This is a genomic window from Rhodococcus marinonascens NBRC 14363 (assembly GCF_001894885.1).
Lineage (GTDB): Bacteria > Actinomycetota > Actinomycetes > Mycobacteriales > Mycobacteriaceae > Rhodococcus_F > Rhodococcus_F marinonascens.
Map to the genome: position 1 here is coordinate 1 of NZ_BCXB01000056.1, position 12,654 is coordinate 12,654.

The window sequence follows — 12,654 nt, forward strand, 5'->3', positions numbered from 1 at the left end:
TTAGGTATCGGGTCCGGTTCGGGTGGGGTTGTCGGCGGTTGTGATGTGACGCCGCCCGCATCAACAACCCACCCGAGTGAAAACTACGATGTCGCGGCCTCGTTTTCTGTCGCACCCGGCACCTACGCTCAGCCCGGTAACAGCTCGAATCGAGTCAAGTGCGAGGAGGACGGTGGTGAGGTTCGTCAACGACGCTCCGCTGCCGCTGCCCGGGATACCCGACAGCATCCCCGCCCCGCCCGCGTTCCAGCTCACGCTGATCGGTCAACCGCAACCGGTCCGAATCCCCGAACGCCTGTGGCGGTCCTGGCTCGACAACCCCACTGTCGTGGCCCGGTTCGAATCCAAACGCTACCGCCGCCACCGGCATCAGTGCTGGCCCTGGATCGCCGGAGTGTCCTCGACCGGGCACGGATCCTTCCGCGCCGCGAGCCTGCCCGGCCCGTCCCGCCGCGGCACCGTACCCGCGCATTTGTTCGCCTACCAGCTCGAATACGGGGTCATCCCACGGTTGGGGTGGTCGAATACCGAGGACGCGGTGCTGTGTCACCAATGTGATTTCGCCGGCTGCACCAACCCTGCCCACCTGCTGTTGGGAACGCACCGCACCAACCGCAGCGAATACGACCTACGGCGCCGCAACATTTCCAGTCCACTCGCCGACGTCCGCGGGCCCGCAGGCCGTACCCGCGCCATCGCCGATGCCATCCGAACCGGGGTGGACCAGAGCAAAGACCCGGACACCATCGACCAGAGAATTCACGAAGCCGAGCAAGCAGGACTGCCATTCACACTGTGGTGACTGGGCCGAGTTCTCGGGTCAGCCGGACCACTGCCAGTCCAGCTTGCCGTCGCTCACCGTGGGTCTCGAACCTCCGTCGAATGTCGATCCGGCTTCGAGGCCGTCCGCGAGGAGGCTGTCCGCGAGGTCGGCCGTCAAAAGGACCGAAAAAGACGAGAACCGCCGATGGGCCACACTTGAAACACGTCCACACTGCTGTTAGGGCCCTACCGGCAAGAGAGGAACGCATAGATGCGCAATCTGTACGTCGTAGCTCATCCTGAGGCGGCGCACCACGTCGAGGGAGTCGTTGGAGGGTGGCATGATTCACAACTCACGCACGGTGGCATCCACGCGGCGGTTTCCATCGCCGCAGCGTTACTGGCGGGAATCCCCGACCAGACCCAGCGCACCTGGAATCCCGGAATCTGACGGACGCGGGTGCCCACTTTCCTATATTCCTCTTCCAGTTTCCTGTATTCCTCCTCCAGCATCACAGGCTGTGGTCCTTCCGTGTGTTCCGTGTTCGTCGTTGAAGAAGCGCCGATACGCTTGTGTGTTCAGATGGCGCGTTCGGCTTCTTCGTCGAGTGCGTGGCCGCGGCCGTGATGCTCCGTTTGTCGTATGGAAGAAATAGGCGGAGGGGACATGCTGTCGGCTCGGTGCGCCACACCCGTCAGGTGATGGTGTAGCCGAGCTGATTGGCTGCGGTATCGATCGGACCATCGAGCGCGGGATGCGCGAGCGGTAACGATAACTCCGGGCGGGCGGGGAACGCGTCGGTGGCGCGTTCGACCAGCGCGACGCACACGCTGCCAGCGAATCGACCCCGGTAGATGATGCCGTCGAGGTCATCGTGGGCGCGGTGGATGGTCCGCGCCCAGTGCTGCGTGCGGCCGTGGGCGGCCGAGTCGAGGGCGTGGTTGCCGCCGACGCGAGTCGCCCACGCCGCGCCGCCAATGCCGGACACGTCCAGCAGCCGCAGCGGCCGCTGGAAGCGCAGCCCGGTCAGGTACGGTCCGCCATGCTGGCGGTCGATGACCCGCGCCGACTGGAACGCTTCGGCCAGCGCACCACGGGGACCGGATGCGCCGTACCAGATGCCGTAGGTGAGGTGTTCCGCTCGCGGGAGCGGGTGGTGGTCGAACCGCAGGATCGGCCCGAACGTCCGCATCCCGTTCCACGGCAGGACGTGACCACCGGTGGTGCGGTGAACGCGCCACACCAGGTCCGCGGGCTGCCAGGTGATCAGTTCATCGGGGAGCACTCCCGCGTCACGGAGGACGGCACTCGATGGAGGCGGTGGCAGCATCGACCCCATCTACGCCGATTCCCAGCCTGCAGCGGTGATCACGTCGGCAGCCTGCGCGATGTCCGCGGCGGACCCCGCGCTGCCCGTCAGCCACGCCACGATCGACACCGCACGGCCCTCCACGATCAGAGACGGCTGCGGCTCGGTGAGCAACGCCTGCACGGTCAGCGGGTGCAGCTCCTTGCCAAGCAGCGGCAGAACCTGATCGAGATGGGGGACCGCACCGGAGGCGGTGAACTGGGCGGGCGGCAACAGCCGGTTCCGGCCCGACGTGAACACCCACAGGGTGCCCTCGGTCAGGCGCTGGCGGACTCGTGCGGTGGTGACCCCGAGGCGTTCAGCGGCGTCGGCGACCGACAGCGAGCTGTGGACCAGGTTCTGCATGCGGATGTCCCGGCCCACTCGCGCTGCGGTCGCGGCGGCGGGGTCGGTGACGAATCCGGCCTCGGTGAGCAGCGCGGCATCGTGCTCGGACAAGGCCAGCCCGGCCGGGTTCTTCTCGGAGAGGCCGTGCACGATCTGCGCGAAGAACGCACGGTCGATGTCGGTGCCAGTCACCTCCCGTACCGCCGCCTCAAAGTCCAGGTCACCGTGCAGGTAGCGGTCTTCCACGCTCCTCATCGACTTCCCCATCACCATCGCATCCTTACGTCTATTTGTTCGTGTAAATCGATGATAGGCGCGCAAGGCTGGGGTCGCCACCGTGATCCTGTCTCCACGCACGCTTCGACGTGCGCGCGCGTGCGGTTGTCCGTCGCCGCCCATCGTCAAGGCGGGTGACTGAGTCGCCACGCCGGGCCACCGGCATCAGCGTTTCCGGAGAACCCGCCCCCACCGCCGCCGCCGCCGTCACCGGCGCCCTGCCCGACAGCCCGAGGACCCCGAGGACTCATCCGCCCCTTGGGGAAGCGTCGCCCTCAGCTGACGAAATCCCGTTCCTGCCGGGTGGCGACCTCGAGCTCGGTACCACGATGCGGTGGCCGCCCTGCTCGACGCGTCCCGCCGCCTCATCGGACCGTTTCACCGGCACCCGACGCCAATCGGCAGCCCCGCCTGTTCACCCAGCGGACCGGCACCCGGACAACGCGGCTTCCGCCACGTCAGCACCCTATCCGGGATCCGCAATCGCGGAGTGGATTGCCGACCAGTGAGCTTCGCCCGAACCGGCACGGCATGGGCGACCCGGCACCGAATCCGGGACCTGCACTGGGAATTCACCGCCGATCCGTCCACCCCCTCCGGGTCACTCGTGGTTTGTGCGCACTCGATCACGATAATTTCGGATACAGCAGCATGCACCTACGATCTACCGGTATGCGGTCGACTCAGTCACAGAGCTGGCGGGACTCCATCCACGCCGGATGCCGATCGACGGCTTGCTTGCGGAATACACTCTGCGTTGCTTGGCGACGGTGCTCGGCGCTCCGGCCCCGCACGTAGCGCCGGTACTCGCGGCGCTGGACGTCGTGCAGGACGACGCGATGTTCCGGGTGGTCACCCAGGACCGGGTTCCCGCCGTACTACGCCCTCGGGCAGAACGGCGCCTGCGCGAGGCACGTACGGTCCTAGACCGTGCCGCAGACGAGGTCATCGCCGCTGTTGTCAGTGCCGGTGCCCCAGACAGTAGTCCGCCTGCTTGGGCTAACCGCGACGGCGTTATATCGCTGCTACTGGCGGGTTATGAGACCACATCATCCACTTTAGGCTGGGCGGTCGACGAGTTGAGCCGACGGCCCGCGCTGGCCCATGCTCTCGTCGAAGAGCGGGAAGCCGCCGATGATCCCACCGATGACCCGGCCGATTTGCTGCGCTTGATGGGGCAATTGCGGCTCACCACCGCCGTCGTCAAGGAGGTACTTCGCCTGCACCCCGCAGTATGGCTGGTTAGCAGGCGGGCCCGCCGCGACGACGTTGTAGCCGGTTGGCCGATCCGTACCGGCGACGACGTCTGCGTTGTGACCGCCGAGGTGCAACGGGAGGGATGGGCTGAGCCCGACCTCTTCGACCCAGCCCGCTTCCTCACCCACGACGACCACGGGCGATACCTACCGTTCGGCCTGGGTCCCCGTGGCTGTCCCGGCGCTTCCCTGGCACACCTGGAAGCCACGCTTTGGCTTGCTGAGGCGAGCCGTCGGTTGACGCTGCGGCCGGCGCTTGGGCGCAGGACCCGAGCGTTGGCGAGGATGTCTATGACGACGATGCCGGGGACACCTTATCTGGTCGCACAGCGAACCGTAGAAATCGGTTCACGCTCCGACGAACTCGTCGCAGATCGCGACTTCTTATTGGTCATGATGCACGGCTTCACCGCAGGAAACACACCAGAGATCGGCGCACAAAGGGAGATCTGGGATGGGCGCGATTTACCAGCTAATCCGGGGGGAACGGGCTGCACCCCGGACGAAGCACGGGGTGCATTGCACAGGGCATGTTACTGAACTGCCTTTTGACGATGCAGGCGCCAGGATCGAGTCCGCGCAGCCTGGTCTGGGGTGCACGCCAGGAGCACGAAGAGACTTTCAGCGCCTACCTCGAACGAGTGATCCTCGCCGATGTGGAACGTCTGGAGCGCACGTTCAACCGAGGTAAGCCGTGGCCGCCGATGGGTGCGGGCTCGCTAAAGAGCATTTCCCAGATGAGCGCGCCAACCGCTAATCGCGGTGCTGCAAACACTTGTTGCGGCAAGGTTTTCCGATCGCCAGTTCCGGACCATCGTGATGCCCCTTACTTCCGACTTCGCTGCCCACCCTCGCCGCACGTGTCGCGTCCAGATTCGTATTAGTGGGACAAGGTGGCGCGAAGCGGCATCGTGGCAGCACAGCTGTCGTCGTTTCAGCGGTGGTCCGATCAGACCTTGGTCATTGAAGGTCCCGGCATTCGAGCTCCTAACGCCCTTGCGCCGTTGATGTTTCCCGTTACAGGTCCGGGAGGGCGGCTTCTATGTCGTAGGTCGTCACCTGGTCTCGCCGCGTTCGTCTGATCTGGGGCCCGGAGCGCCCTGGCGGTGTTTATCCGTCAGGGCGCTGTCGCGGCCGAGGGTGTGGCCTGTCCCGGTCAGCTCGTGGTGACGAGCTGATCGTCGTAGTCGATGTCGGATGCCCGCAGGTCGAATAGTGGTGGTTCGGTGAATCCTGCTGCCCGGGCGGCGGTGTCGAACTTTTCGTAGCGGCGCCACGCGGTCGAGGTGTGCACGGCCGGATGTGAGGTTTGTGCGAGTGTTTCCCAGGTCAGGGTCGGATCTGCGAGTTTGCGGCGTGCGGTGTCCTTGACGGGGTTCGGCAGATTGGATTCGGTAATGAACCGCTCGAGATCGGCGGAGAGTTCCGCACCGACCGCAACTGTGGTCACCTCGTCGGCCAGGGTGTCGAGGACCGTACGTGCCTCGATACCGGCGGTGGCGGTGTCGGCTTCCGTGTTGTCGCACGCACCCTCGGGTGCTTCCGCACAACCATCCGCTGGTTCCGCAAAGCCTGTCATGGGGGCGTGTTGCGCCGCTCCCCCGAACTCGACGTGCCCGCGCAATGCGGGTTTGCGTTGCGCAACATTCTTTGCGTCGGGGTGCTCGGTCTTTGCGTCGGGCTGCTCGTCGCCGGCGCTGTGGGTGTCGATCTGCCTCTTGTAGTCGCTGTACGCGATTCCGGTGGCTTTGATGAGGATCCCGAGTCCGTGGGTGAACGCAAGGACGAGGGCGGGCGGGATGACAGCGATGGCCGCGGCGATAGCGGGGTCGAGTGGCATGTATCCCACCTCTCCCCCGTTCGCGAGCTGTGTGTGCGCCGCGAGCGCGTTGTGGAATGCGTGGTACGCGTTACCCAGGATGCTGATGACGACGACGGTGACCGCGAGAGCGATGTAGAAACCCTTGTCCCACCAACGCATTCTGAGTTTGGTCAAGATGACGATCGCAATGGTGGATCCGAAGATTGCACTGTCGACGATGACAGGGAAGATCCAGGCGAGATCCTCCGGGATGGTGGCTTGCCGTGCCAGGTCGCGTTGCACCGCGAAGGACAGGACGAACGCACCGGTGGTGATTCCGAGTGCGATCAGGATCGCCAGGAGCAGCGCCGCAATCAAAGCGCCTAACTGAACACGTGCAGCACGCAGATTAAAGTCGTCCATGATCGGGGTTTTCCTTCCTAAGGGTTTTTCCCGGTCTGGAGCCTCGCCGGTTGTGCCCGGCGGGGCTCCTTCGTTGTTCACCGATTTGCCCTATTGCCCATATGGGCAATAGGGCCCCTATTGACTGTTAGCTGTCTCGAAGATCCGCAGGTAGGGGCCACTCTTCGCCGTTGTTGTACTGCCCTTCCATCTGCATACACAGCTGTGTGATCGCCTCGCGGATGAATGCCTGCTGGTGCTTGATGCCCGTGTATGGGTAGGTAAATGCGACGGTCGCCTGCATTCGATCCTTCAACTCTTCGGGGAGGGAAAGCAGGATGTCTTTCGTGCCGCCCATGCGTTTCGGGCTCTGCCGTTCATGCTTTGCGGCGGCCGCGTTTGGTGCTTTCTTTGCTGTGGGTGCGTTGCGTTGCGCTTCGACCTGCTGCTCCTCTTGGGGCGATTCCTGTGACGTTGCGGCTGCCTGCTCGAATACGTTCCGTTGCTTCTTTGCGCGGATGGGAGGCAGAGTCGGTTCGGGGATGGGGGTCATTGATCTCACCTTGTCGCTTTAAGGATGGTTCCGAAGTTCTCGGCCAGGTTGCGAGACCGAGGTGTCGGCCTCGGGTGTTGGTCAAGACCCATACCGACATTGGTCAATTTGCTGATGTCCGCCAGCATCGGGATCGGGTCGCCGAGGATCTCGAGGTCGGCGGCTTTGACATACGCGCGCAGGTAGTCAAGGGACTTTGCGTGGTCGAGCCTGCGGCCGTCCACCTGATTGACTACGACACCGGCAACTTTCAAGTGCTTGTCCATGTATTCGGCGAGATCGTCGATTGCCTGCTGGATTGCATCAAATCCCGCGATTGCGTCGGACTCCGGTTGGACCACGATGATGACGTTGTCTGCCGCGTACATGGCACTGCGCGTAATCAGGTCGATAGCAGGCCTGCAGTCGATGAGAATGTGGTCGTACTTGTCTTTGACGGGTTTAAGAGCTCTTTGCACGGCCATTTCGCCGCCAGGCTTCCCTACCAGCGTGTCTTGAACGCCCTGCAAATCGCTGAACCCGCTGGGCAGGATGTGGATTTCTGGGCGCTTCGACGCAATAATTGCGTCCTCGATAGGTAGGTCCACCTCGCGGTCCAAGACGTCCGCAAAGCTGTTCTCGGGCGAGTTGTTGGCTGTGTAGTTCGTCAGGTGCATCGTCGAGTTGCCCTGCGAGTCGCCATCCACAACCAAGCAGGATCGCTCTTGGACGGCCGCCGCGTGTGCGAGCCCGTTCGTGACGGTGGTCTTTCCGACGCCACCCTTCAAGTTCACGACTGCGGTAATCGTCATGGAACCTCCCTTTATATAACGTAACCAGCGGATAGATACAGTAATGTCAGCCCTCGATATGTAAGCATATGTTAAGTCAGATAATATTAGTATATAGCCCATATGGGCTATATACTAATATTAGTAAGTATAACCTTTGTGGCCTGGGGTTTGCGCGAGATCTGCCGCCGACCTCACCTTCGATTTGACTGGTCGCTGCCCTGGACATCCGTGCAGCGAGGATCGGTCGTTCGAACCTCAAGAGCGGCACAGACAGCTGCAGTGGCCGCAAAGTACGCAAAATCCCAGATCAGATATGGGTGGGCGGTGATCCGCTGTCGCGATCAGCGCCCACCCTCTGCCGACTGTCGCGCCGACACGCTGCCAGGTTTTCCCTATATTGCGTATTGCGGTGGAAGTGGTGGGCGTCCTGTTTTGCTGGGGTGCGTCTCGACCGGGCTTGGTCCGAGGTTTTCGGTGGCCACTCAAGTTTCGATGCAATACGAAGGAACAAGGCCGCGTCATGTTCTGTAGACCGTTCGCGTCTTCGCGCAACGGTCTGCAACAGCGCGGGCCGCTTGTTGATGGTGGGGGAGGAGGAGCTGGACGTCGGTAGTTCCCCTTTGCGGCGCTGGCAGCCAGAATTCAGGAACTCACGTGTGTGTTTTGCGCCTCTTTTGCAACGGGTTTGCACTGTTTGCGGCGGTTGGCGGCGTTGCGCCTGCAATGGTTGGGTCCCGGGTGCACACACGTTTTTCGTTTGCGGCCTCGAAGTCGAGTCTGTAGTTCCCTGCGGTTGTTGAGCGGGACGCGGATGCCTCCAGGCGGCCGGCCACCTGAGGGCGCTGGCCGGAACACACCGGAAACGGGGCCTCAGAATCGCCCTCAGCCCCCAAAAGCCGAGCTCCACACACTAGCCAATGATCCCGAAGCTGGCCCAGGAGTGCCTGGTAATTGCGCTTGCCCCGGTACAGACACGCCGTAGCGGACTCTCATGGCCCGCGCTGTAGTCGAGAAGCGAAGGTTATCTAGAGCCACTTGAGGAGTCGTCTGTGTTTCCCAGTTCGGACTTGTCGACAACCCGCGTCGGGAATCCCTGAGCCGACTTGCACAGTGGACACGCTCGGGAGCACCAGGCTCGTATGGCGATCCTTTGTGGTTTCAGCGGCCACGGATCACGGTGTGCGCCGTGTGTGCTTCTTCGCGCAGTGGTTGGCGGCGGCGAGGGCTGCGGCCCGGCCGGGTCCGGTGAGGTCGGCTAGTGCCTTTTCTCGTTTACGTCGGCCGTCTTCGATCAGGGTTTTGGTGTGCTGGGCTTCGGCGGCCCGGTGGGCGGTGTGTTGGGCGTGGGCGATGGCGTCGAGGACGTGCGGCGGGTAGTCCAGGTCGGCCTTGCCGAGGAGCCATTGCAGGAATCGGATCGGGTGCCCGGGGGTGAGTTCGCGGCCGAGGCGGCGTCCTTCCTCGTCGAGGAGGGTGTTGAGGTCGGCGCCGGTGACACCGTGTTCGGCAGCGCCGGCCAGGACGTTCGCCCACTGATCGACCGACAGTGGGCGTGCCCAGGCCGGTGTCCGGCGGTCACGGAGCCACTGAGCGGCCAGCAACTGCCCCCCACGATCAACCACCGGCCGCGCCCGCCTCTTCCTCGTGGCCGGTCGACGCGAAGCGGCGGCATTTTCCACAGTTTTTCCTGTAAAGAGAACTCTCTTACAAGACTTGAGAGACCAAAAGATACCCAAAGCGGGGTGGGGTGCCATCTGTGGATGACCTGCGGTGACGCGGCCGAAGTTATCCACAGGGGTGGGGGGGTGCAGCGCCCAGACCGCTGCCCACCCTCTGCTGCGGTCACCGACGGCCCAGGAGGCGAGGCGTTCGGTGCGGGTACGGATTCGGCCGGCGAGTGTTTCGGTGGCCACGCGGAGCAGCAAGAGTGCAGTGCGGGCTCGTTGCACGGTGCGTTCTCCGAGGCCGGTGCGGGCGACGATGGTGGCGACGGCGAGCCGGGAGCCTCGTCCTGTTCGGAAGTCGGCGGCCGCGGCCTTGACGCGGGCGACTGCCAGGACGGCCTCCAGGGAGATTCCGCCGCCGGTCGCGGCGGCGAGCATCGGGCGGATCTGCGGGTACCGGGAGGTGTAGACGGTTTTCACGACCACCTCGGTCCAGTGCTCGCTGCCCAGCCAGCAGGCGATCCCGGCGTAGGCGTCTTCCTCGAGTTGGAGGTGGATCGGCCCGGACTTTCGGCGGTCGACGAGGATGCCGTCGACCGCGATCTGCTCGGCCCGGTCGCGGGTGTGGGTGAGCCGGCGGGCGAGGGTGCGTTCGGTGACGGTGCGTGCGACGCCGCGACGGGGGGAGTGGGGCAGCCCCGTCCGGTACCCCGACGCAAAGGTGCGGGTACGCGGGCGACGGGTGCACGCAATCGCATTGTTACCGACGACACGTGTGGTATTAGATGGCGACGCAAAAGGGTGCGCGCTATCATGAGATCTGTCCGGCAAGACAGTCCCTTCGGGGAAAGAGCAGTACCACCGAGAATCGAGCTGCTAACTCGAATCTCACCAACCTCGAGAACCCTCGGCCTAACCGCCGGGGGTTTTCTTTGTTGATGTACTACTGCTATGCGTATATGAAGTTGCTTAGCTCCTCCTGGAAAGAAGGAAATTCTCTACGCAGTCAGTGGTAGAACCTCCTGGTCAAGTTCGACGACGAGGTCTTTGTGGCCGGTCCACGCCGCAAGCAGGTCCGCCAGAAACTGGCTTTCAGAGCTTGCTCCAGCAGCGATCCGGCGGCGCTCGAGTTCCTCGGCCACAGGTTTCGGCACGCGCGTCGATACACGGCTGCGCTCACCCTTGCTCGGTGTTGGCATTGCCTTCTCCTCTCGGACGTCCCGATCGCTGCCGGCGACGATGCTGCGCCAGCTTCGTACCTAGAGTGCGCCATGAAGATCGATTACTCGCGCCGACACGCCGTACCGATCTCGAACTCGGAACAAATCCCCCTCGGATGTGCCGTTCGAACGGGGCGTTCCGGCACGCGATGTGGCTCCACATTTTCGTGCTGCCGCAGTCTGGTGGTGCGTACACGGCGGAATCGGCACCCTCGGAAAGCCTCGACAGCAGCACCGGCGCACCGGGCACTACCGAGTCCTCCGAGGTGAAGGTTCCCGAATCCTCGGCGGAACCGGCAATGCCGTCCGCTGCACGGATGGGGCCGAGGAAGCCGGTCGGTCAGTGGTCGCCGGCCGAGAACAGAACTCCACGGTGATATCGGGTCGCATTAGTTTCCCCCTCGCCGGGGTGTGGCGGGGATATTCGGTGTGGTCGTTCCTACAGTTCCGGGCCTCGGTCGTGTTCCTGATGGTGGGTAGGTGTGTCGGGTGCGTGCTCGTGGTCGGTGTCCGGTGTGGCCCGCCGGCGTCCGGCGGGTGTGCTGGTGGCGGGGCGGGTGCGTTGTTCGGTTCCGATGAGGGTGAGCCGTTTACGGTCCGCGGTGATGGTTTTCTCGATGCGGGCGATCCGGGTGTTCAGTTGCCCGATCACTCGTTGGTCGGTGTGGGCGGCGCGGTCGCGGCGTCCCTGGTGGGCACGGCCCCCGGTGGCGGCGATCTCGATCGCACCCCAGCTTCGTTCGTCCGGCGCCGCGGCTTCGGCGGCCACCCGTGCGGCCCGGGCCTGGTTGATCTGGTCGTCGGTGGCGTTCGGATCGCGGCGGATCCGCTCGTGCGCGGTCCGGGCCTGCCGGACCGTGTGGATCTTCTGTGCGTCGGCTTCGGCGGCGGCCACACCGGCGTCGACGGCCCCGACAGCGGAGTTTTTGGTGGCGGAGGCGAGTTCACCGGTGGCCAGGCCGAGCATCAGCCGGGTGCCGGAGATCCGCCGGCGCACCGACGCGGCCGCCGTCCGCAACTCGTCCGCGGTGTACGACGAATACACGCTTACGGCGGCGGGGGAGTGGTGGATTTGTTCGATCTTCTTCGTCACCGCTGCGGTGCGAACCTCACTCAACTGTGCGCACGGGTCGGTCACCTCGTCTGACACGTCGGCGAGGATTCGGGAGACCGCGACCTCGGTGGCCGCGGACTCGAACAGGGCCTGTTTGCGGGGATCGGTGCCGGGGTCACCGAGGGCCACCATCCACGGCGCCCGGTTCCGGGTTGCCTGGTCGATGTAGGTGTCGACGAAGGCGTGCATCTGCTCGACATGCGAGCGGGCGTACGTGGCCAGGATCGGATCCTGCGCGGCCGCGGCATCGGAGAGGGCGGGCACCCGGTACCGGGCAAGGATGTCGGTGCGCCGCCGCGGCAACCGTTCGGTGGCCTCGTCGAGGGCGTCGGCCATCACCACGGCGGGGGTGTTTTTCTGGTCGTCGAGTTCGCCGGCCTTCCCCGCGGTGCGCATCACATTCGCGGCGTCGGTGAGCAGGGTGCGGGTGTCCCAGCCGAAGTTTTCCGACCGGGCGACGGTCTCGACGATCTTGTCCCAGCCCCTGAACGAGTGCACCCAGGTGAACTGGTGGTCGGTGAGGATTTCACCCAATAGGGCCGCGGTGTGCTCCTCGTAGAGGGCGCTCACCGCGGCGAAGTAGGAGGTTTTGATCGCGTCGAACGAGCCGGCGCGGGCTTGGGCGTCTTCGATCATCTGGTGCGCGGTGCGCGGTGCGCTGCGATCCGTCGCGGGCGATGATGCCCGCCAGGACACCGAGTGCGCCCGGATGCTCGACGGGGCGGTGTTCGAAGTCCCAGTCCGGCAACGCGTCCTGGGCGGCGTAGGCGATGTTGGTGTTCTTACCCCTCGTCATCGCCACGTAGAAGCCTTGCCGGTCCATCGACGCATCGGTCAGCACGTGGCAGGAGCCGACGGTCATGCCCTGGGAGCGGTGCACGGTGGCCGCGTACCCGAGTTGGACGTTGTCGGTGACATAGTCGGCGGCGACGACGACCCGGCCGCCGCTGGTGCGGTTCTCGAGGCGTAACGACCCGTCGACCCCGATCTCGGTCACCGTCCACAGGTCACCGTTTTTCACCCGCCCGGTACGGGCGCCCGAGCTGTCCTTGGCCACATATTTGCTGTTGTTCTTGCGGGTGACGACGATGTCCCCGGTCGCCGCTTCGAGGCCGTCCGCGAGCACGACACCGGGG

The 12,654-nt window shown here is 64.5% G+C and carries 14 protein-coding genes and 1 pseudogene; 6 read left to right on the forward strand and 9 right to left on the reverse strand.

Annotation, left to right across the window (positions count from 1 at the left end; genetic code table 11):
- Positions 1–175: 175 nt before the first annotated feature.
- Both RM2_RS21680 and RM2_RS24950 read left to right on the forward strand, forming a co-directional pair.
- The gene (locus RM2_RS21680; protein ID WP_072691576.1) at positions 176–802 is read left to right on the forward strand and encodes an HNH endonuclease; all 627 of its coding nucleotides are present in this window, start codon (positions 176–178) and stop codon (positions 800–802) included.
- A 231-nt stretch (positions 803–1,033) separates the two neighbouring features.
- Entirely contained in the window at positions 1,034–1,213 is a 180-nt protein-coding gene (locus RM2_RS24950) for a histidine phosphatase family protein (RefSeq protein ID WP_218017263.1), read from the forward strand.
- Positions 1,214–1,457: 244 nt separating this feature from the next.
- On the opposite strand, the gene RM2_RS21690 is transcribed toward RM2_RS24950, so the two are convergent.
- Complete coding sequence (locus RM2_RS21690) at positions 1,458–2,102, reverse strand: RES family NAD+ phosphorylase (protein ID WP_084721936.1); 645 nt, start codon at positions 2,100–2,102, stop codon at positions 1,458–1,460.
- On the reverse strand, positions 2,103–2,714 hold the full coding sequence (locus tag RM2_RS21695; RefSeq protein WP_072691578.1) for a hypothetical protein: 612 nt from the start codon (positions 2,712–2,714) through the stop codon (positions 2,103–2,105).
- Positions 2,715–2,869: 155 nt separating this feature from the next.
- Here RM2_RS21695 and RM2_RS24210 point away from each other — a divergent pair, with 155 nt between their 5' ends.
- From RM2_RS24210 to RM2_RS26160, 3 genes are all read left to right on the forward strand, one after another.
- A complete protein-coding gene (locus RM2_RS24210; protein WP_139277882.1) occupies positions 2,870–3,244 on the forward strand; it encodes a hypothetical protein in 375 nt (124 codons plus the stop codon).
- 210 nt (positions 3,245–3,454) lie between these two features.
- Positions 3,455–4,531 carry a cytochrome P450 gene (locus RM2_RS21700; protein ID WP_072691569.1) on the forward strand — a complete coding sequence of 359 codons (1,077 nt, stop codon included), beginning with the start codon at positions 3,455–3,457 and terminating at the stop codon, positions 4,529–4,531.
- 14 nt (positions 4,532–4,545) lie between these two features.
- Complete coding sequence (locus RM2_RS26160; protein WP_507762070.1) at positions 4,546–4,875, forward strand: ParB family protein; 330 nt, start codon at positions 4,546–4,548, stop codon at positions 4,873–4,875.
- A gap of 272 nt (positions 4,876–5,147) precedes the next feature.
- Here RM2_RS26160 and RM2_RS21705 read toward each other — a convergent pair whose 3' ends face one another.
- The 5 genes from RM2_RS21705 to RM2_RS24220 all read right to left on the reverse strand — a co-directional run bounded on the left by RM2_RS21705 (position 5,148) and on the right by RM2_RS24220 (position 10,383).
- Complete coding sequence (locus tag RM2_RS21705; protein ID WP_072691570.1) at positions 5,148–6,215, reverse strand: DUF2637 domain-containing protein; 1,068 nt, start codon at positions 6,213–6,215, stop codon at positions 5,148–5,150.
- A gap of 127 nt (positions 6,216–6,342) precedes the next feature.
- Positions 6,343–6,747 carry a hypothetical protein gene (locus tag RM2_RS25445; RefSeq protein ID WP_245814088.1) on the reverse strand — a complete coding sequence of 135 codons (405 nt, stop codon included), beginning with the start codon at positions 6,745–6,747 and terminating at the stop codon, positions 6,343–6,345.
- A 5-nt stretch (positions 6,748–6,752) separates the two neighbouring features.
- Complete coding sequence (locus RM2_RS21715; protein ID WP_072691571.1) at positions 6,753–7,538, reverse strand: ParA family protein; 786 nt, start codon at positions 7,536–7,538, stop codon at positions 6,753–6,755.
- Between the two features lie 1,154 nt (positions 7,539–8,692).
- Positions 8,693–10,015, reverse strand: coding sequence for a hypothetical protein (locus RM2_RS24215; RefSeq protein WP_072691572.1), 1,323 nt, complete (start codon positions 10,013–10,015; stop codon positions 8,693–8,695).
- A 167-nt stretch (positions 10,016–10,182) separates the two neighbouring features.
- Entirely contained in the window at positions 10,183–10,383 is a 201-nt protein-coding gene (locus RM2_RS24220) for a hypothetical protein (protein ID WP_139277883.1), read from the reverse strand.
- A 170-nt stretch (positions 10,384–10,553) separates the two neighbouring features.
- Between RM2_RS24220 and RM2_RS24700 the strand changes: the two genes are divergently transcribed.
- Entirely contained in the window at positions 10,554–10,781 is a 228-nt protein-coding gene (locus RM2_RS24700; protein WP_169846793.1) for a hypothetical protein, read from the forward strand.
- A gap of 62 nt (positions 10,782–10,843) precedes the next feature.
- Here the strand turns inward: RM2_RS24700 and RM2_RS21730 are convergent, their stop codons facing one another.
- A complete protein-coding gene (locus tag RM2_RS21730; RefSeq protein WP_169846794.1) occupies positions 10,844–12,154 on the reverse strand; it encodes a hypothetical protein in 1,311 nt (436 codons plus the stop codon).
- Positions 12,045–12,654, reverse strand: a pseudogene (locus RM2_RS24705) (hypothetical protein); the annotation flags it as partial. The gene RM2_RS21730 and the pseudogene RM2_RS24705, both read right to left, overlap by 110 nt.